The 19,676-nt window shown below is 49.5% G+C and carries 16 protein-coding genes; 13 read left to right on the forward strand and 3 right to left on the reverse strand.

All coding sequences use genetic code 11. From position 1 onward, the window contains the following. Positions 1 to 12 precede the first annotated feature (12 nt). From AJ81_RS05140 to AJ81_RS05150, 3 genes are read left to right on the forward strand one after another with little or no spacing between them, the layout of a single operon-like run. Complete coding sequence (locus AJ81_RS05140; protein WP_231845481.1) at positions 13 to 1,425, forward strand: aldehyde dehydrogenase family protein; 1,413 nt, start codon at positions 13 to 15, stop codon at positions 1,423 to 1,425. 5 nt (positions 1,426 to 1,430) lie between these two features. Beyond that, positions 1,431 to 2,774, forward strand: coding sequence for an L-fucose/L-arabinose isomerase family protein (locus AJ81_RS05145; protein ID WP_231845446.1), 1,344 nt, complete (start codon positions 1,431 to 1,433; stop codon positions 2,772 to 2,774). Beyond that, positions 2,761 to 4,656, forward strand: coding sequence for an alpha-glucosidase (locus AJ81_RS05150; RefSeq protein ID WP_031504989.1), 1,896 nt, complete (start codon positions 2,761 to 2,763; stop codon positions 4,654 to 4,656). Before AJ81_RS05145 ends, AJ81_RS05150 begins: the two co-directional genes overlap by 14 nt. On the opposite strand, the gene AJ81_RS05155 is transcribed toward AJ81_RS05150, so the two are convergent. Further along, on the reverse strand, positions 4,634 to 5,299 hold the full coding sequence (locus AJ81_RS05155; protein ID WP_031504990.1) for a FadR/GntR family transcriptional regulator: 666 nt from the start codon (positions 5,297 to 5,299) through the stop codon (positions 4,634 to 4,636). The genes AJ81_RS05150 and AJ81_RS05155 overlap by 23 nt on opposite strands. Positions 5,300 to 5,411: 112 nt before the next feature. On the opposite strand from AJ81_RS05155, the gene AJ81_RS05160 reads away from it, so the two are divergent. After that, a complete protein-coding gene (locus AJ81_RS05160; RefSeq protein ID WP_031504991.1) occupies positions 5,412 to 6,608 on the forward strand; it encodes a dicarboxylate/amino acid:cation symporter in 1,197 nt (398 codons plus the stop codon). Positions 6,609 to 7,212: 604 nt separating this feature from the next. Here AJ81_RS05160 and AJ81_RS05165 read toward each other — a convergent pair. Continuing rightward, a complete protein-coding gene (locus AJ81_RS05165) occupies positions 7,213 to 7,638 on the reverse strand; it encodes a ribonuclease H family protein (RefSeq protein WP_031504992.1) in 426 nt (141 codons plus the stop codon). Positions 7,639 to 8,663: 1,025 nt separating this feature from the next. Here AJ81_RS05165 and AJ81_RS05180 point away from each other — a divergent pair. The 5 genes from AJ81_RS05180 to AJ81_RS05200 are packed head-to-tail and all read left to right on the forward strand — an operon-like array spanning position 8,664 to position 14,297. Beyond that, positions 8,664 to 9,596, forward strand: coding sequence for an ROK family protein (locus tag AJ81_RS05180; protein WP_031504994.1), 933 nt, complete (start codon positions 8,664 to 8,666; stop codon positions 9,594 to 9,596). Further along, positions 9,593 to 10,960 (forward strand): glycoside hydrolase family 3 N-terminal domain-containing protein, encoded by a 1,368-nt coding sequence (locus tag AJ81_RS05185; RefSeq protein WP_051368700.1) that lies wholly within the window; start codon positions 9,593 to 9,595, stop codon positions 10,958 to 10,960. Before AJ81_RS05180 ends, AJ81_RS05185 begins: the two co-directional genes overlap by 4 nt. Position 10,961: 1 nt before the next feature. Then, the gene (locus tag AJ81_RS05190; RefSeq protein ID WP_031504996.1) at positions 10,962 to 12,173 is read left to right on the forward strand and encodes a sugar ABC transporter substrate-binding protein; all 1,212 of its coding nucleotides are present in this window, start codon (positions 10,962 to 10,964) and stop codon (positions 12,171 to 12,173) included. A gap of 43 nt (positions 12,174 to 12,216) precedes the next feature. Beyond that, the gene (locus AJ81_RS05195) at positions 12,217 to 13,086 is read left to right on the forward strand and encodes a carbohydrate ABC transporter permease (RefSeq protein WP_081708927.1); all 870 of its coding nucleotides are present in this window, start codon (positions 12,217 to 12,219) and stop codon (positions 13,084 to 13,086) included. Continuing rightward, the gene (locus tag AJ81_RS05200) at positions 13,083 to 14,297 is read left to right on the forward strand and encodes a carbohydrate ABC transporter permease (protein WP_031504998.1); all 1,215 of its coding nucleotides are present in this window, start codon (positions 13,083 to 13,085) and stop codon (positions 14,295 to 14,297) included. The genes AJ81_RS05195 and AJ81_RS05200 overlap by 4 nt, the downstream gene beginning before the upstream one ends. Here the strand turns inward: AJ81_RS05200 and AJ81_RS05205 are convergent. Next, on the reverse strand, positions 14,287 to 15,312 hold the full coding sequence (locus tag AJ81_RS05205) for a glycoside hydrolase family 130 protein (protein WP_197536851.1): 1,026 nt from the start codon (positions 15,310 to 15,312) through the stop codon (positions 14,287 to 14,289). The two genes, AJ81_RS05200 and AJ81_RS05205, sit on opposite strands and share 11 nt — an antisense overlap. Positions 15,313 to 15,547: 235 nt before the next feature. On the opposite strand from AJ81_RS05205, the gene AJ81_RS05210 reads away from it, so the two are divergent. From AJ81_RS05210 to AJ81_RS05225, 4 genes are read left to right on the forward strand one after another with little or no spacing between them, the layout of a single operon-like run. Next, entirely contained in the window at positions 15,548 to 16,678 is a 1,131-nt protein-coding gene (locus tag AJ81_RS05210) for an ROK family transcriptional regulator (RefSeq protein ID WP_031505000.1), read from the forward strand. Between the two features lie 30 nt (positions 16,679 to 16,708). Then, on the forward strand, positions 16,709 to 17,944 hold the full coding sequence (locus AJ81_RS05215; RefSeq protein ID WP_031505001.1) for an ABC transporter substrate-binding protein: 1,236 nt from the start codon (positions 16,709 to 16,711) through the stop codon (positions 17,942 to 17,944). A gap of 48 nt (positions 17,945 to 17,992) precedes the next feature. After that, a complete protein-coding gene (locus tag AJ81_RS05220) occupies positions 17,993 to 18,856 on the forward strand; it encodes a carbohydrate ABC transporter permease (protein ID WP_051368701.1) in 864 nt (287 codons plus the stop codon). Beyond that, positions 18,853 to 19,668: a carbohydrate ABC transporter permease gene (locus AJ81_RS05225; RefSeq protein ID WP_031505003.1), complete on the forward strand. Its 816-nt coding sequence runs from the start codon at positions 18,853 to 18,855 to the stop codon at positions 19,666 to 19,668. The genes AJ81_RS05220 and AJ81_RS05225 overlap by 4 nt, the downstream gene beginning before the upstream one ends. The last annotated feature ends 8 nt before the right edge of the window (positions 19,669 to 19,676 follow it).

The raw sequence follows: 19,676 nt of genomic DNA on the forward strand, positions 1-19,676 counted from the left end.
GTTGCCTTGAAGATGCTCGTTGCTGGAAAGTGGATCGATAGACCAAAAAAGATAGAAGTCCGATTCCCATATGACGGCTCCGTCGTGGACAACGTGCCCATCGCAGAGGAAGAAGACATCGAAACGGCCATCTCTAATGCGTTGGAAGGTGCAAAGATAATGAAGAAAACTCCCGCCTGGCAGAGGGCAGAGATACTGCTCAACACGGCTTCTCTGATTCTCAAAAACAAAGAGAGGATCGCTCAGACTCTGGTCCTTGAAGTCGGAAAAACTATCAGGGAAGCGACGGCCGAAGTCGAGAGAACCGCAGAGATATTCAAACTGGCATGTGAAGAGGCAAAGAGGATACACGGAGAGACACTGCCGTTCGACAGCGTCAAGGGTTCGGAGAAAAAGAGAGGCTACTTCGTCAGAGAACCGGTTGGAGTAGTCCTCGCCATAGTTCCCTTCAACGTTCCGCTGGCTCTGTGCGCACACAAGGTCGCTCCGGCGATCGCCGCTGGTAACTCTATCATTGTGAAACCAACCTCACAAACGCCTTTGAACGCTCTGATACTCGGCGAACTACTTTTAGAAGCTGGTATGCCACCCCAGGCGATCAGCGTTTTGACCGGACCGGGTGGCAGCGTGGGAATGAGACTGGTTCGGGACGAAAGGATCAGGCTCGTCAGTTTCACAGGAAGCGTCGAGGTGGGAAAACAGATCGCCCAGAACGCTGGTTTGAAGAAGCTTTCTTTGGAACTCGGTTCGAACACACCTTTGATAGTTTGTGATGGTGTCGACATAGACAGAGCTGTCCATGCCACCATCGCCGGGGGTTTCTCGATCGCAGGTCAGGTGTGTATATCAGTACAAAGGGTCTTCGTACACAAGAATATTTACAGAGACTTCGTTGACAGGCTCGTCGAAAGAGTTGAAAAAATAAAAGTCGGTGATCCAAGGAAGGAAGAAACGCAGATGGGACCAGTGATAGACGAACAGAACGCCGAGAGGATCGTGGACTGGTTCGAAGAAGCAAGAGATAAAGGTGCGAAGGTTGCGACAGGTGGCACGCGCGAGTACACGTTGGTCCAGCCAACCGTGCTTTTGGAAGTGCCGACTTCCACAAAAATCATGACCGAAGAACTGTTCGGTCCCGGGGTAGCGGTGAACAGCTTTGAAAGTCTCGACGAGGCGATCAATCTGGCAAACTCTACCCGCTACGGTCTTCAGGCGGGCATCTTCACAAACAACATCTTCGAAGCGATGAAGGCCATAGAAGAACTCCAGTTCGGTGGTGTGATCGTGAACGACGGACCACGATACAGAGCAGATTTCATGCCTTACGGTGGATACAAAGAAAGCGGAATAGGAAGAGAAGGCGTGAGATTCGCGATAGAGGAGATGACCGAGATGAAGACGGTGGTGATCGAGATCAGGGAGTGAAAAACGTGGAATTGAAGATCGCTTTGATTCCCTTAGTGAGGAGCACTTACGACATAGAAGAGGGTAAGAAGGTGTTCCAAAGACAGCTGAACCTCTTGAAGAGGTTCGAAGGCGTACGCTGGTTCGCGCCATCACAAATCGTCGAGTACGTCGAATCGATGACGAATTTTTTGAACACGCTGAAGAAAGAATCGATAGACGGAATAGTCCTGCTGAGCGCAACGTTTCACCTTGGAGATCTCGCGTTGAGCGTTTCATCCGAATTCGAAAACGTTCCGATCATGTGCTGGGCCGTGCCGGAGCCGGATTATCGTGGCGACAGAGTCAGGCTGAACTCACTGGTTGGTGCGCATCTGGACTTTTCCAACCTTTACAGATCCGGCAGAAGGAACGTTCGATTCATCTACGGAACCGCCGAGGATGAAAGATTCATCAAAAAATTCTCACGCTGGCTCAACGCGATCAGGGCGATCAAGATTTGGAGAGATTCGAAGATAGCCTTGATCGGTGGTCATGCCAAGTCTTTCATGAACATCGACGTCTACGAGCCTGAATTGTTCAAAGAGTTCAAGATCATCGTGGAGGTTCTACCCTTGGAGATGGTTTTCAAGCACAGTCCATCCGAAGAAGAAGTTCAAAAGATCGAAGAGGACTACAAAAACATATACCGATACGACGAAAACATGGACGATGTGAGACTGGAAAAGGTCGCGAGGTTGGCCGCCACGTTTCGAAGTATCGCTCAAACGACGAGATCCTCGGCCCTCGCAATAAGATGTTGGCCCGAGTTCGCGATGCACTACGGAGTTTCGCCGTGTGCGGCGATGAGTTACGACATGGCCAGTGGATTGATCACAGCCTGTGAAGGAGATATCTTAGGCGCCGTCACAATGCTCACTTTGAAGGCTTTCGGATGTAAAGGTATGTATCTTTCCGATATCAGTCAGATCTTTGAAGAAGAAAACGCTCTGCTCTTCTGGCACTGCGGTGTTGCACCACACACGCTCTGGGATGGACGATCCGAGAGGACTTTAGACACCTACTTCGCAGGTGGAAAAGGAGTAACTGTGGGATTCGTCCTCAAGCCAGGACCTGTGACGATAGCGAGGATAGACTACATTAAAGGATGGTCTCTCTTCCTGGCGAAAGGTGAAGCCATAGAAACAGAAAAGCTGTTGAAGGGCACGTACGTGAAAGTGAAAGTGAAAGTTAGCGACCCCATTGGGCTGGTCGAATCACTTGTGCAGAAAGGTTTCGCCCATCATGTCGTCATGGCCTACGGAGATTGGTATGAAGACTTCCTCGAGCTTGCGTCCATGAAGGGGTGGAAGGTGCATGCTGAGATTTGAGAAAGGTCCGAAAGTGTATCTTTCGAACGAGACACTCTTCGATGGGACCGTATTGAAAGCCGATGCAACCCTGTCTTTAAAAGACGTGCATGGGCATTTCAAGATCAAAACGAAACTCAGCAACTCGACGAAGATCGATTCAGACTCGATAAAACTCGTCTCTGAAAGTCCCATCACTTTGAAGATCTCATCCAAAGCTTCGAACTGTTTGATCGTGAAGCTTAGGGGGTTCAAGAACGAAATCATCTACGGTGGGGGAGAACAGTTCTGTCGTTTGAACTTGAAGGGCAAAAGGTTTCCGATTTTTGTCCAAGAGCAAGGCATCGGAAGGGGCTGGAACTTGGTCTCATTACTCGCTTCGCTCAAAGGTGTGAGGGGCGATTGGTACACCTGCTATTTCCCACAACCAGTCTTCTTCTCGAGCGTTGGATACGGTGTTGTTATCAACACGAACAAGCTCGTTGTTGCAGATTTCAGATCCAAAGACGAAACGATCTTCGAGGTTTACGACGAAGAGTTCGAACTCATTTTTCTGGATGGTCAATTGAAGGACCTGGTTCGAAAATTTCACATGCTCTTTGGTAGATCCATTGAAGTGAGCGATTGGGTCTTTGGAGTTTGGATAGCGAGTCAAGGTGGAATAGAAGCGGCACAGAAGGTGATTGAAACCTGCGAAAGTTGGGACATACCACTCACAGCACTCTGGTGTCAAGACTGGAGTGGGAAAAACATTACGAAGTTTGGAAGGCAGGTCTACTGGAACTGGAGTTACGACAGGAAAGATTACCACGACTTACCAGAACACATAAGTAGGTGGAAAGAGAAAGGTGTGCATTTCCTCGGTTACATAAACCCGTTTCTCATAAAGGGAGGATCGCTCTATCAAGAAGCGCTGAAAAACGACTTGTTGGTGAAGAACGAAAAGAACGAACCTTACGACATCGTCGTGACGACCTTTCCAGCAGGTCTGATCGATCTGACCAACAAAGATGCCTTCGAGTGGTACAAGAAGATCATCAAAGAGAACATGATCGGTATCGGGATGAGCGGCTGGATGGCGGACTATGGAGAGTATCTGCCTTCAGACGCGAGACTGAAGAGTGCAGATGGCTTGAGTTATCACAGTGCTTATACCGTCGATTGGGCGAGGTTGAACTACGAAGCTGTTGAGGAGGCAAACAAAGAAGTGGTCTTCTTCATGAGAGCAGGATACCTTGCATCCACGAGGTACTCTCCCATCTATTGGGCGGGGGATCAGAACGTGGATTGGTCGAAGAGCGATGGGCTTGCCTCCGTGATACCAGCCATGTTAAGCATGGGCATGTGTGGAGTGAAGTTGGTGCACTTCGACACGGGTGGTTTCACCTCTTTGCTGTGGCTCAAAAGAACACCAGAATTGTTCATGAGATGGGCAGAGATCGGAGCCTTTTCGCCCATCATGAGAACGCACCAGACGAACCGACCCTCCAAAAACCTTCAGTTCGACTCTCACCCAGACGTGTTGAAACACTTCGCGCGCATGTCGAAGATCCACTGGCTCTTGAAGGACTATCTGAAGCAAGAGTTGAAGAAGGCCAACGAGGAGAACCTACCCTTGGTGAAGCACTTGGCGATGAACTATCCGAACGATCCAAACTGTCACAGGTTGATCTATCAGTACCTGTTGGGTGACGATGTCTTGGTCGCTCCCGTCATAAAGCCGCACACCAAGAATTGGAGGGTTTATCTTCCCAAGGACGGATGGATACACCTCTGGACGAAAAAGAGGTTCAAGGGCGGTTGGATCGAGATCGATGCACCGATTGGCTTTCCACCGGTCTTTCTCAGAGAAGATTCATCTTTGATCCAAGACCTGTTGATCAAACTTCGAGATGTTCTCTGATGGTATCGTAATGGATCTTTATGGCCATGAGCAATTCATCCTGACTGCCCCGCGAGATAGCTTGCAGTATCCTTTTGTGATTTTCGATCGATTTCTTCTGGTATTCTTCGTCCCACAGATAGTCTCTTTTCAGGAACAGCCATATCCTGGTCTTCATGTAATCGGTCAGATGGTCCAAAAACGAGTAGACGATGGAGTTACCAAAGGCCTTAGAGAAGATTTGGTGGAATCTCACATCGCTCTCTATAACTTTCTCCAGATCGTCCCTCAAGAAGTTGATCTCCATGCTCTGAACCATGTACTCCATGTCCTGGATCATGTCGTGGGTGACGTTCTGCAAAAACATCCTCGCTATCGTCGACTCCAGAAGCTCTCGCGCGTCGATGACTTCTTCAAGATCGTACTCTATCGAGCCATTCTGAAAATTCGAATCGTTCGGGATCTTCAAAACGTAGTTCCCGCTCCCGTGTCTGCTTTCAATGATCCCACAAGCTTTCAGATAACTCAGCGCTTCACGAACGATGATCCTTGAAACACCGAAGCTTTCTGCGAGAAACCTCTCGTTCGGGAGTTTTTCTCCAACTTTCAGCTTTTGTGATACGATCAAGTTCTTGATCTGCTCAACGACGTACTTGCTCTTCATACCAGCCTAATTCAATCCTCCCACGATAAGTTTATCACTGCTTTGTGCAAGATCTCAGCATTCGCTATAATATTGGTACGTATGTTCATCCTGCGAAAGGAGGTTCGAGGGTATGAAGAAACTCGGGCTTGCCTCCAGGATCTTGGTGGGTCTGCTGATAGGTGTGGTGGTAGGATTGATCCTTCAGCCGTTCCCCAAAGTTGCTCAAACGTACATCAAACCCTTCGGTGACTTGTTCCTGAACCTCATCAGAATGATCATCGTACCTCTCGTGCTCGCGTCTTTGGTGGTTGGAACGGCGAGTGTTGAAAACATTAGAAAACTGGGTCGTGTGGGGGCCAAAACAATCGCTTATTACTTATTCACCACCGCGCTCGCAGTGATCATCGGATTGATCATGGGCAATTTGATGCAACCAGGTTCAGGATTGACCTTACCCACCGACGCCCAGGTTACCGCTGCCAAACCTCCCTCATTGGTGAGTGTTTTGCTCAACATGGTGCCGACGAACCCCATCAAAGCAATGGTGGATGCGAACATGCTTCAGATCATAGTGTTCTCGATCTTCTTAGGCATTGCGATCACGCTCGTCGGGGAAAGAGCAAAAGTGGTGTTCAACTTCTTTGACGGTCTGGCCGAGGCAAGCTACAAAATCGTTCGCATCATCATGTGGTACGCACCGATCGGCGTGTTCGCATTGATCGTGCCCACCGTCGCCACGCATGGCGCGAAGGTGCTTCTGCCTCTGTTGAAACTGATCATCGCGCTCTACATAGGTCTCGCAATACACGCTGGTGTGGTCTATTCTCTGCTTGTGAAAACGATGGGTAAGATGAACCCCGGAGAATTTTTCAAGAAGGCTGCACCCGCCATGCTGGTCGCCTTCACAACATGTAGCAGTTCCGCCACACTGCCCGTCACGATGGATGTGGCTGAAAAGGAACTGAACGTTCCAAAGTCCATAAGCAGCTTCACACTGCCCCTTGGCGCGACGATAAACATGGACGGAACAGCGCTGTATCAAGGTATATGCGCCCTCTTCGTCGCCCAGATCTTCGGCATTTCTTTGAGCTTTTCGCAGCAGCTCGCCATAGTTCTTACGGCAACTTTGGCGTCCATAGGTACTGCTGGAGTTCCCGGTGCCGGCTTGATCATGCTCACGATGGTTTTCACTTCCGTTGGACTACCCATGGAAGGCATCGCATTGATCGCAGGTGTGGACAGGATCTTAGATATGGGAAGGACCTGCTTGAACGTGACTGGCGACATGGTTGGTACACTGATCATACATCGTAGCGAGAAGGCCTGAAAAGGGAAACTCTCAAAGACGCCCCAGTTCAAGGGGGCGTCTTTTTTTCTACACGGGATGGTTACATTGTCTCAACAGCCATATCCGTATATCTATTCATGGGAGCGCTCCTGAGGAAAGTGCACTGGCCTCAACGTGAAGTCCGTACATTGGCCTTGGTCTAAGCCGTTGAAACACGCTCCCTTTTCGGAAAGTTCATAGTAGATATTGTGCGTGGCCGAGAGACGGAGAACAAGCCAACAAAGAATTTAAGACAGACTTTGAAATTCACGAGATGGTGTGGGCCCGAGCCGATAATTATAAAGAAAGATCGCCTCGTGGACCCTGAAGAGAAAGCTTCCAGTCCTCATTCTGGGAGAGCAAAGCGTACTTTCTTAAGCTTAATGATGCTGATCACACTTGGCCCCCGTGCAACACGGGGGCTTTTTTGTGCTCTCGTTCTTGTCAGATCCGATTTAAACTCATTTTCACTTCAGCTGCTGCTGAATTCCAACGGGACTATATTCACTGACGAAGTAGCTTCAAGTGTTGCGATCGTTGGAGGAGCAAGAAAAGAGGTTTACGGCCATCAACTTGATCGTTTGCATCGAACGCATTCGCTGGCTCAGACGTCGCTGTTCGTCCTTCGAGAGAAGAACTGTTGCATCGCCTCTCTTGCGAGTTTGTCGACAATGTTGTTGTAGGTGTCATCTTTGTGGGCTTCCACTTTACGGAATCTCGGCTTCACTTCTCTTGTGAGTCTTTGCAGCGTCTTGACAAATTTGTACATGGACGGTGGGCATCTTCTGTAGCCAAAGGCAAAGAAAGGTAGTTCGTCGTAGTCGTGAACTACAACCGGATTCTGGATGCCGTTTTTCAAGCAATATTCAAGCGATTTTGTGACCGCCACTATCTCGGCTATCGTGGAGCTACCGTTTTTCAAGATGAACGCGTCCGAGAAGTATTCCACTTTACCATCTTCTACAAGACAAAAGGCATAGCCTAAGACGCTGGTTTGATTGGAATACGAACCATCGGTATAAATGGTCATCTGTCTACCCCCTCTGAGATTTGTATGAAGAATCCCTCGCTCACGGAAGCTTTTGACAAAACCTTCGGCACACGTTCACTTTTCAAAGACCCATCACTTTCACCTATTAATATTGAGGTTTCAAAACCCCGAGTTCTGACAGCTGTTATCATTAACATCACGTTGAGATCCTGTTTGTGGAAAATGAAGCTCTCTAAGGACAGCATGTGCTGCGTAGAAGGCACGCAGCGTTCACTCCTGATCCACACGAGTGTGGGGAAGGGACATCTGAAAGGTTTTGTGGGTACTCTTTCAGACGTTGCTGATAGATCCCTGGTCACACATCGAGCTCCATCGTGCTGCTCGACAAGGAGAACAAACTGCTCTTCAGCAGATACGATCGGTGCGGGTCACACTTCGATGAACCTGCCAGTCGGTCATGGAGGATAAGTTGAAAGGCGTGCCTTACAACTAAGGGAACTTCAAAGCAACGTACGTCGCTCATCCTTCACCTGTCTTAGTATACGATCCCGACAAAATCGCTTGATCTTTGCTGTTTTGGACAAAAATCCCAGCCACATCACGGTTGTTGGTCGAGGTGTTCGGCGCTGGTAGTGGGGTTCTTGTAGGGATTTAGTTTTTTCGTGCTTGTGCCATGAAGCTGTATGTTCGATGGCACAACGAAATAGAGGTTTTGGTGAGTTGGCAACAATCCCATTTGAGGGATGGAGCTCACCCTCAACACAGCAATTCCGATAGAAAGACAAAGATAAAGCGAGTAATCGAGAGAACAAGACTGATGAGCGGCCATGATCGGCAGAAATTGTTGGAAATTCTCAATGAAGGATATTTTTGGACCTTGACTGTATGGAAAGAATCGGGTATGTTAGTTGCAGGATGCAATCAACTAATAGGGGGCGATCCACATCAACGAGTTACAGCATTCGATTCTGGGTGTTCTATCGAAAGAAAATGAATGCACGGCGCGGCAGATCGGCGCGATCCTTTCTGTTGACGAATCTACCGTTTCGAGGAATCTGAAACCTTTGCTCCAGCAGAAGATCGTTATGGTGAAAAGCTATCTTCCTCCCACACAATTTGGTGGCAGAAAGACGCGCTTGCTCTCGCTCAACCCAGAATGGCTCAAGGTGCTCGGTGTTTCTGTGGAACAGGGAGAGTTGTGCTGGGCTCTGGCGGACTTCGCTTCGAACGTTGTTTCGTGTGAGGAACGTACCGTCGATGTGAACCAGAAGAATCTGATTCACATCTTGAGACAAGCTTTCGAATCTGCCGGACAGTTCCACGCAGTCGCCATAGCCATGCCAGGCTTGATCGATTCCGCCAACAACACCGTGCTGATCTCTCAAGCGCTCGAGCTGAAGAACTTCGTACTCGATGGATTGATAGAAAAACCCTTCTTTTTGATCAACGACGCGAACGCGGCTGCGGCGAGTTACCTGAGTAGAGCAAAGAATCTGGTGTACTTCTTACTCTCGATACCGTACGAGCTTTCAAAGCCCGTCGGACTGGGCGCGGGTTTGATCATCGATGGAAAGATCTACGAAGGTAGCAACCACTCCGCGGGTGAACTGGGTGAAGGAGTGCCACTAACACGAAAGAATGTGAGCTTAGAAGATCTCGAGAAAGATCCTGCGGTCCTATTTGAAGACGGCAAAACTTTAGATCAATTCGTGGAAAATACCGCGTTCAAGATGGCGACGGCCATCAACCTCGTTGATCCAGAGCTGTTCATACTCGGCGGAGATTTCAAATTGTTGCCTGAAGAGCTGCTGCAACGCATCGTTCGAAAGATTGAAGACCAAGTGACGGTGAGAAAAGTTAAGACCTTGAACTGGCAGATCGACGAGAACGGTTCAAGGACAGTTGCAGTGGGAGCTGTTAGAGCTTTCTACGAAAGATTCTTCAGCGATCTCGACTTTGCGCAACGAGTCATTGAAAGAAAGGATGCGAGATCATGAACTTCGCTAAACTTCTCTTCTGTGGTGTTTCCGATCTGAATGATCTGCACATCGCTCTCGATCTCGGCGCAGGGGGAATTTTGATCTATCCCAAAATGTTCGAAGATGTCTCACAGTTTGTAGAGCTCATGAATCTTCTCAAGGGGCGGAGGGTCTTTGTGTCCTGCGACCACGAAGGTGGTCAACTCGAAACTGTGCCTTTCGTTCCTCCATCTCCGGGAAACTTGTTGCTTGGTAGGACAGATCCGAGGTTCGTGAGAAGTTACTGTGAGATGGCGGGAAATTTCTTGCGAAGGCTTGGCTTCAACAGCGTCTTCGCACCCGTTCTGGATGTGAAAAGAACCTATTCGAACGCCGTGGTGGGGTATCGCAGTTTTGGAGAAGATCCAAAAATCGTCGCAGAGATGGGTAAAGCGTCAATCGAGGGGTATAAGAGTGCCAAGATTCTTTCGTGTGCGAAACATTTTCCGGGGCATGGAAGATCCAGAAAGGACAGCCACGAAGAGTTCGAAGTCATCGATGCGAGCATCGAAGAACTCCAAGAAGATCTATTACCTTTCAGAGAAGCCATCGACGCGAGAGTCGATTTCGTCATGCTCGCGCACTTGGTTTACAGTTCGCTCGATACCAAACCTGCTTCGATCTCGATAAAGATCGTTCAAGAGATCCTCAGAGAACAGCTCTCCTTCGAAGGAATCGTTGTCAGCGATGCGGTGGAAATGAAGGCGCTCTCAAAGAGATTCAAACCCAGCCAGATCGTTCAGGAGTTTTTCAACGCATCTGGCGATATGTTGATCGTTTCGAAAGCGAAGAACGTGAAGGGCTATCTTGAAGCCATCGAGGAAAACTTACAGGCAGGAAGAATTCCAAAAAGAATGATTGAAAGGGCCATCGACAGGGTGAATTCCAAGCTTGTTGAGGTCGAGAGCGATGTGGCGAACTTGTTTGAAGCGATCGAAAAAGCTGTAGAAATCAAAGTTTCGAGTCTGAGACCTTTAGCAGCGTTGCTCGTTCTACCAGATGAGATCTCGTACAGCGCAGCGGACGTTTCCGCTTCTTACGTTGCGACGATCAAGAAACAAGCACGAAAATATCTGAAGGCGCGGTGCATTTCTTTCAGCCAGGTCCGCTCTGTCGATGCAAAACATCTGCTCATAGATTTGATCGTCGATGCTTCCGAAAATGAGATCTCACTCCACAGAGAGCTTTCGAGGAAATTTTCAACCATCTACATCATCACGAGAAACCCGCACCTTGCGGAGTACTTCAGCGACAAACCTCACGTGGTCACATACTCTCTGAGTCCGCTGGTGATAGGGTACGTCTTTCGAAAACTTGCACAACTCTCTCAAGGGGGTGTTTAGGATGTTGAGGAAACTACTGTTCGTGGTCTTGGTTCTTGCCACCGTCCTGAGCCTTGGAAAGACGAAGCTTGCGTTCTGGCAGTTCATGATGGACGATGCGCTCGCGAAGGAAGTCCTGGCTGGCTTTGCGAAAGAGTATCCAGACATCGAAGTCGAGGTTGTTCAACTGTCTTGGTCCACGGGGTTTGATAAGATCGTTACAGCGATCGCAGCCGGTGCGGCACCCGACGTCGTGGAGCTCGGCAACACCTGGGTTGCGAGCTTTGCTTCCAAGAACGTTCTGCTCGAGATGCATCCAGAAGACCTCGCCAAGTACAAGAACTTTCCAGGTGCCAACTGTGCCGAGTACATGGGCAAGTACTACGGCTATCCGTGGCTCCTTGGAACGCGCGCCATGTTCTACAACGTCGATCTCATGATCAAGGCAGGTCTGGATCCAGACAAACCACCAGAAACTTGGTCAGAACTGCTCGAAGCGGTGAAGAAGATCTCGGCACTTCCAGGCGTTTACGGGATCGGACTGCCTGCGGGTGAAGTGTACAGCCCATGGCAAGAGTGGTTCTTGCTCGCGATCTGGGGCAACGGTGGAGACGTGGTGTCGAAGGATCTTAAGAAGGCTGTACTGAACTCACCGCAGAACAGAGAGACCGCTTTGTTCTACCAAGAGCTGTCGAAGTACGCTTTGAAGAGCAAGCAGAAAGACCTCGGTGAAGCCTTCGGAGAAGGTAGGGTTGGCTTCCTTGTGAGTGGAGCTTGGTCCATAGGCACGCTCGCGCAGTCTTATCCTAACTTGAACTACGGAGTTTGCTTGATCCCGAAACCCGACAAGCCTGAAGGCATCCATGCTTCGTTCTTGGGTGGTGAGGTTCTCGCGATACCTTCTCAGTGCAAGAACGTCGATGCGGCAAGGAAATTGATAAACTACCTCATGAGACCACAAGTGGCGATGATCATCACCAAGCACTATCCTGGAGTGTACCCTGCCGATCCAAGAGCTGCTTCAGACCCATGGTTCGAGGACAATCCGTTGCATCTTGTGTTCTTCGAACAACTGAAGACTGCTTTCCCTGTACCACCGACTCCAGCGTGGCCGAAGATCGAAGACATACTGACCAACGTCGTGGACGATCTCATCGTCAGGTACAAGAGCGTCGATGAAGTTCTCAGCTACTACAACGAGCAGATCCAGAGGGTGCTCGATGAGGTGAAATGAAAAAAGCCGGGGGCGAATGCCCCCGGTTCTCTGGGGTGAAAACGTGAGAAAAAGAGAGAAAATCACAACGCTTGTCTTTATTCTACCTTGGTTGGTGAGTTTCTGCATCTTCGTTCTCTATCCCATAGTCTTTTCCATCTACGTCAGCATGACGGATTACTCTGGTCTGACGTGGAACATGAAATTCGTTGGATTTTCCAACTACGTCAGAGCCTTCAACGATAGAGTCTTTCTCAGAGCGCTCTCGAACACCTTCTTGTTCGTGCTGATCACCGTACCAGCCACGACGGTGATTTCACTGTTTCTGGCCGTGCTGTTGACGAGTGGAATCAAGTTCAAACGTCTCTTTCAGGCTGGTTATTTTTTACCATCCGTGATCTCCATGGTGGTCATATCGATGATCTGGTTGTATATCTACAGCGCCATGGGACCTTTGAACATGCTGTTGAGGTCTCTGGGGATCGACGTACCAGCGCGAAGCTGGCTCGCTTCCGAAAAGACTGCGCTCGGCTCCATCATGGTGATGGACGTCTGGTCCGCCGTGGGTTACTACACCGTGCTCTTCGTCGCAGGTCTTCAAAGTTTGCCGTTGCAACTCTACGAAGCGGCCAGGATCGATGGGGCGACGAAGTGGCAGATTTTTAAAAGAATAACGCTTCCTCTGTTGAAACCCACGATCTTGTTTGTCGTATCTATAAACTCGATCCGTTCTTTTCAGATCTTCACCGAGATCTTCACGCTCACCGGTGGTGGTCCTGCCAACTCGACGCAGACGATAGTTCATTATCTCTACGACGTTTCGTTTCGAAAGTTCGAGATGGGTTACGGTTCAGCGATCGCTTATGTACTGTTTTTCATTGTGCTGGCAATAACATTGCTTCAAAGAAAGATTCTGAAGGGTGAGCAACTATGAAAGTGTTGGTGTATTCTTTGCTTGTGCTCTTCCTTGTGATCTCGCTTTTTCCAACGTTTTTGATGTTCTCCACCTCTTTCGTGCCCGAAGGAGATCTGTTCAACAGAACGATCGAAAAGACCGTGTCAGATTTCGAAGCACCAAGGACCGTTTTGCTGACCAGGGTCCGTCCCATTGGAAAGGCCTTCGAACTCGTCAAGGATGAGAAAAACAGTTTTGCGAGGTTGGACTCATCCAAAGAAGTTATCGGATTGGCGTTCTCGATGGGTTCTTCCGACATCAACAGACTGTCCCACTTGGTTTTCAAGGTGAGGGCCTCAAGTGCACTGAAAATGAATTTCTTCTTCAAAGACATAAGAGAGAGTGTGGAAAAATTTGCCGAGATCGTCATAGATCCAACATCGCAATGGAAAACGATGAGAGTGAACGTAGAACCAAAGAAGTTGACGCTGGATGTTTTACACATTTCTCAGTTGAGAATAACGATCGAAGGCGATGGAACACTGGAGATAGACGATGTGATCTTGGTGAACAGATATCCAACGCTCTACAATTTTGTGAAGGTCCTGAGAGAGGACTACTTCAGAAGATATCTTTTGAACAGCACAGTCGTTTCAGTCTGCTCCGTCTTTGGAAACCTTTTCTTCTGCTCGCTCGTAGCCTACGCGTTTGCGAGAAAACAGTTCAGAATGAAAGAACTTCTCTTTTCGATCGTCCTTTCAACGATGATGATCCCCCCACAGGTCACGATCATACCCACCTTCATCTTGATGAGAAAGCTCAACCTGATAAACACCTACTGGGCCCTGATACTTCCGAATCTCGTCACACCCTTTGGAATCTTTCTCATGCGACAGTACTTCGAACAACTTCCGCTGGAGCTGGATCAGGCGGCGAGGATAGACGGGGCGGGAGATTTCAGGATCTTTTGGAACGTCCTCTTACCTCTGAGCAAACCTGCGCTTTCCGTGCTTGGCATAAACACCTTCGTGCTCACGTGGAACGATGTGTTCTATCCGTTGATCCTCACGACCTCCCGCGAGATGAGAACGGTGCAGATCGGATTGGCGCTGTATCAAAAGCTGAACGTCTTCACTTGGCCAACTCTCATGGCCGCTTCCACGATAGCGGGACTACCCATCATCATTGTCTTTCTCATATTCGAAAAGAGGATCATCTCTGGTATCTTGGAGGGTGCCATCAAGAGTTAGTCAGACACAGCTCGATCAGGTCCTTCACCTTCGCCGTGGCGAGACATATCGTCGTATCTGCCGCACCGTAGTAGATCTTCACCTCTTCTTCGTCCAAAACTGCGCCCGTCGGAAAGATCACGTTGTTTCTGAATCCTCCACTGATCTCGTACTCTGCTTCGGGTGCGAGGATGGGTTGTTTGTAAACACCGAGAACCCTGGTCGGATCGTTCAGATGCAAAAGCATCACACCGGCACTGTAACGCTTGGTCCACTTCTCCTCCCAGCCGTTCTTTCCTCTGTTCGGATCGACATCTACCGCGTGGAAGATCACCAACCATCCTTTCTCCGTCTCGATGGGAGGTGCACCGGGTCCAACCTTGCAGTTCGCGAAAGGTACGTCCTCAACTGCGAGCAACAATCTGCTTTCACCCCAGAACCTAAGATCTAATGAAAAACTCATCCACATGTCGAACCTCTCCATGCCGAGTCTTCCATAGACTGGGAAAGGTCTTTCGAGCCTCACGTAACGACCGTTGATCTTTCTGGGAAAGAGCACGACGTTCCTGTTGTCTGGGGTGGACAGATGGATCACTTCGAAGTTCTCAAAATCGTGAACGATCGCGATACCAGCCCTGATGCCATGCAAGGTGTCCACAGCGAAGCTCATGATGAGTTCGTCTTCGACGACGTTGAGCCTTGGATCGTAGATCCTCAATACATCTGGCTCACTCAGGAACATCGGCAGGGGTTTCGGTTCGACCTTCCACTCTACACCGTCGTCGCTGAATGCGAGTCCCAAGTTCGTGCCTTCGAGCCTCTGTTCCTCAAAAGAGCCGTGGTCGTTGCGAAAGACCATGACGTACTTTCCTTTGTACTTGCACACACCCGGGTTGAAGACCAAGGCAGAAGAGTAAGGCACATGTTTTCTCGTGAGTATGGGATTCTTTGGATGCCTCTTCACCTTATCGGAGGATTTCAACTCGCCGATCGGACTTGGTTTAAAGAGCTCCAAGAACTTTTGAACTTCGATCACACCGTTCACCTCACCCAGTTATTACATCACGCGATGGAGTCATAGGTGAAGTGTCGATTTTCCTGAATAATTTTTCCTACGCGGCCTTTTGGTCAATTATGTGCGATTATCACCGAGATCCCTTTGACAGTTAAAGTTTTCATAATGTAACACCCAAATCCACGACTTGACAGGAGAGTTACGGCAGTCTTATGATCATATTGGTTAATACAGGCTAACTAAATGGGGGACCGGTTTGCTCACCGAACTTGAAGGCTCAGTACTGCGCTTGATAAGGGACAATCAAAACATTTCGCGTTTGGACATCGCCAAAGAATTGGGCGTCAGCAAGCCTGTCGTTACCAACGTGGTGGCTCGGCTGATCAAGAAGGGCTTGGTGGTGGAATCTGGGACAAGGAAAACGAGGGTGGGAAGACCGAAGATCACCTTGCAGTTCGTTCCAGACGCGTGGTACTGCGTTGGAATCGAATTGGAAGAGAAGTACTTCGAACTGATCGTCACAGATTTGGCTGGACGCGTGATCGATTCGCGGGAAGAGAAGATACCCAGATCGGTCGAACCGAATCACTTGGTGTCTTTCTGCAAGGAGAAGGTGGAACGAACTTTGGAAGAAAACCAGTTACCAAAGGAAAAGATACTCGGTGTCGGTATAGGTATCGCTGGAATGGTGGACCCAACCAGTCGAGTTGTAAGAACGGCTCCAGCGATAGGCTTGACGAACTACGATCTTGCGTTTGAGGTCTCTGAAAAGTCTGATTTGAGCGTGATCGTCGTGAACAGGGTCAAAGCTGCTGCCCTCGCTGAACATCGCTTGGGTGCGGCTCGAGGGTCCCAGAGCGTTCTGTTCGTCTTCATCGACAGTGGTCTTGGTTGTGCCGTGCTCTTGGACGGAAGGATCTACGAAGGTTTCTACGGCAAGGCTGGAGAGTTCGGGTGGATGATCACGGACTTGGATCGATCAGAACCAGAACTGTGCGAGGAAGAAAGTTTCGGACATCTGGCGAGAAGATTCTCAGGTCATGCGATCAGCAAAAGGTTGGCGAGTCTCGGACTGAACAGTGAAGATGTCTTCGACGCGATGACGCACAGTGCGGAACTGAGAGAATCGTTGAAGAGAGGTTTGAAACACATCGCGGCGGCCGTCGCGAACGCCGTTCTCTTGTTCGACCCGCAGTTGATCATCCTCAAAGGAAGAATAGGTCAAAACCACTATGAGCACATCTCAGAGATCTTGCTATCAACGTTGAAAGAACTTCTTCCAAGCCAGTTCTACGAGAATCTGAACTTGCGCAAAGGTCAAGTTGAAAGGTTCGACGTCGCGCTCGGAGCAGTCTTCGCGGTGCAACAGAGGTTCATGCGTCTGTGAGAAATCACACTCTTTCGAGGAGGTGTTGGTATGAAGAGGTTGTTGGTTCTGTTGATGGTCATCGCTGCACTCTCAGTCTTCGCAGACACCGTGCTCATGTGGTTCACAGACGGTCCAGACTTCGATCTGATCACAGAACAGACCAACAGATTCACCAAACAGACGGGTGAAAAGGTGGTCATACTGAACCTGCCGTATTATCTGGAGTACAAGCCCAAGCTCGCCGCCATGGCGAAGGCAGGCTCTCCACCAGACGTGGCAAGGGAGACGGACCTGCTGCCCTGGTTGGATTACGCGGTCGATCTCAAACCTTTGGTGGAGAAGTACACGGGCATGAAGTTCGAAGAATGGCTCGACAACGTTTCCTTCTACAAGGCCGGTTTCAAGAAGCTGTACGAGAAGTACGGTAAGGTCATTGGTATTCCTTACACTTCCGACGCACACGCGATCTTCTACAACAAGGAGATCTTCAAGAAAGCCGGCATAGAGCCACCCAAGGACAGGCCGTGGACCATCGACGAGTGGTACGCAGCCATGAAGAAGATCAAGCAGAGCGGTGCCGCAAGGTACGCATTGGTCTACGATTTCAGTCCTTACAGGTTCGCCAACCTATTGTACGTGTTCGGTGGCGGCATATGGGACAGGGAAGGAAAGAACATCATAATCGATTCGAAGGAATCGATCGAAGCACTCGAATTCTTCGTCAAGCTGCACGACGAAGATCTCATACCCAAGGCAGTGTGGCTCACGGGTGACGCACCGGCAAAATACTTCCAAAACGGTCTTGCGGCGATGTACGTCTCTGGAACTTGGATGCTGGCACAGTTCAGAGAGCAGTTGAAATTCGACTGGGGTGTCGTCATGTGGCCGTACAAGCGCGAGCGTGCGGTCATGACCGGTGGAAAGTACATAGTACCATTCACCGAAAAAGGTGCGGCGCTCGCGTTCTTCTTGACGAACGAGCAGAACCTCGCAGAGTTCGCTGGTAAACTCTTCTTGATACCGGACCGCAAAGACTTGGCAGACAAAGTCAAGATAGAAGATCCTCTGATCAACGAAGTGTACACCATCGTCATGAAAGACCTCGATCAATCCACGCGCGGTAGCATGGTTCCCGATTGGTACGATCCGGACACCGCCGCCATCGTGCAGACGAACAGAGCAGTGATAAACGATCACATCAAGGCTGCGATCGCGAAAGAGAAAACACCAGAACAGGCCTTCAAAGAACTCGCCGCGATCCTGAGAAAGGCCGCCGGAAAGTGATGAAAGAGCCCGGGCGAGGCCCGGGCTCTTCGAAAAGGGGTAGATATTTTGAAGAGACAGTATTACGCGTGGTTGTTCCTTTTGCCAAATCTTGTCATATTCACCATCTTCGTGGTCACTCCGGCGTTGAGTAGTTTTTACTACGCACTGACGGATTACGACATGGTCAGATTCTCTGGAAAGTTCATCGGGCTGGCCAACTTTCGATATCTGTTCGGTGGTGCGAGCGATTTTGGGAGAGTTCTTTTGAGAACTTTCATGTACTCGGCGATGGTCGTTCCGATCGCCTTCTTCACATCGCTCTTCTTGGCCGTTATCACGAGCTCCGATCTGATCAAAGGCAAAGCGTTCTTGAGAGCACTCTTCTACTGGCCTTGGTTGCTGTCTCCTTCCATCATCGGTGTCTCGTGGAAATGGTTTCTGGACTACGATGCCGGACTGATCAATATATTGTTGTTGAAGAACGGTGCTTCACCGATCCCTTGGTTGCTCGATCGACGACTCGCCTTTTTGAGTGTCGTGCTGGTGACCGTTTGGAACGTTGCGGGCTATTTCATGGTCATGTTCAACTCCGCTCTGACCGCGATCCCAACGGAAGTCTACGAAGCCGCCGCTTTGGACGGTGCGAACCGCTGGGTGAGGTTCTGGAAGATCATTTTCCCGTTGCTTAAACCTACAGCGGTCCTGGTTTTAGTTCTGAGCACGATCATGTCCATGAGAAGCTTCGAAATCATCTATGTCTTCACCGCAGGTGGTCCCGGCACAGCGACTACTGTACTCGCTCAAAAGATCTATTACACCGCATTTTTGGAACGTAAACTTGGTATGGCATCCGCGATGTCCGTGATCCTCTTTGCCATATTGATAACGCTATCGCTGATACAGATCAGGATTCTGGAGGAAGAGGTATGAAGAAGCTGATCCACATTTTGCTGAATCTTGCAGTTTATCTGTTTGCCTTTCTCTACGTTTCACCGATAGTCTGGACGATCTTCTCCAGCTTCAAAGACGAAGCGGACCTTTTCTCTTGGCCCCCAAAGTTGATAAGCCAACCGACGCTCGTCAACTACCTTCAAGTCGTTCGTAAAACCCAGTTCGCACTCTTCTTCAGAAACTCTTTCTTGGTCTCAGTCTCAGCGACGCTGATCACTGTCATCATAAGTGTCATGGGTGGATATGCGCTTGCAAAGTACCAGTTCCGCTTCAAAAACCAGGTCTCTACTTTCATCCTCTCGATGTTGATGATACCCCTGCAGGTCATCATGGTGCCCATATACCTCGTTCTGTCGAGGTTGGGGATGATAAACACGCTCTGGGGGCTCATCATCCCACCCGCCGCAACGCCCACGGGAATCTTTTTGGCACAGAAGTACATAGTATCCGCAATACCGGACTCTGTGATAGAGAGTGCAAGAATCGACGGAGCCAACGAGATCAAGATTTTCTTCAGAATCATTCTGCCTCTGACACAGCCTCTGATCGCCGCTCTTGCGGTCCTGTCTTTCACCTGGCGCTGGAACGATTTCCTCTGGCCGATGATCGTGGTGGGTTCACCGAAACTTTACACGATACAGCTCGCCCTTGGACTTTACGCAGGCGAACACATCGTTCAGTGGGGACCTCTGTTGGCGATGACGGTGCTTTCAATGGTACCGGTTCTGATTGTCTTCATAGCCCTTCAAAAGTACTTCGTCAAGGGTATCACCACGGGCGCGATCAAGTGAGGTGAAGG

Origin of the sequence: Pseudothermotoga hypogea DSM 11164 = NBRC 106472, from assembly GCF_000816145.1 — a bacterium.
GTDB lineage: Bacteria > Thermotogota > Thermotogae > Thermotogales > DSM-5069 > Pseudothermotoga_A > Pseudothermotoga_A hypogea.

Excerpts from the sequence above, each read along its gene's own strand:
- AJ81_RS05140 (WP_231845481.1), top strand. The coding sequence starts at position 13 with ATGCTCGTTGCTGGAAAGTGGATCGATAGACCAAAAAAGATAGAAGTC.
- AJ81_RS05150 (WP_031504989.1), top strand. The coding sequence starts at position 2,761 with ATGCTGAGATTTGAGAAAGGTCCGAAAGTGTATCTTTCGAACGAGACA.
- AJ81_RS05155 (WP_031504990.1), bottom strand. The coding sequence starts at position 5,299 with ATGAAGAGCAAGTACGTCGTTGAGCAGATCAAGAACTTGATCGTATCA.
- AJ81_RS05160 (WP_031504991.1), top strand. The coding sequence starts at position 5,412 with ATGAAGAAACTCGGGCTTGCCTCCAGGATCTTGGTGGGTCTGCTGATA.
- AJ81_RS05165 (WP_031504992.1), bottom strand. The coding sequence starts at position 7,638 with ATGACCATTTATACCGATGGTTCGTATTCCAATCAAACCAGCGTCTTA.
- AJ81_RS05185 (WP_051368700.1), top strand. The coding sequence starts at position 9,593 with ATGAACTTCGCTAAACTTCTCTTCTGTGGTGTTTCCGATCTGAATGAT.
- AJ81_RS05190 (WP_031504996.1), top strand. The coding sequence starts at position 10,962 with ATGTTGAGGAAACTACTGTTCGTGGTCTTGGTTCTTGCCACCGTCCTG.
- AJ81_RS05200 (WP_031504998.1), top strand. The coding sequence starts at position 13,083 with ATGAAAGTGTTGGTGTATTCTTTGCTTGTGCTCTTCCTTGTGATCTCG.
- AJ81_RS05215 (WP_031505001.1), top strand. The coding sequence starts at position 16,709 with ATGAAGAGGTTGTTGGTTCTGTTGATGGTCATCGCTGCACTCTCAGTC.
- AJ81_RS05225 (WP_031505003.1), top strand. The coding sequence starts at position 18,853 with ATGAAGAAGCTGATCCACATTTTGCTGAATCTTGCAGTTTATCTGTTT.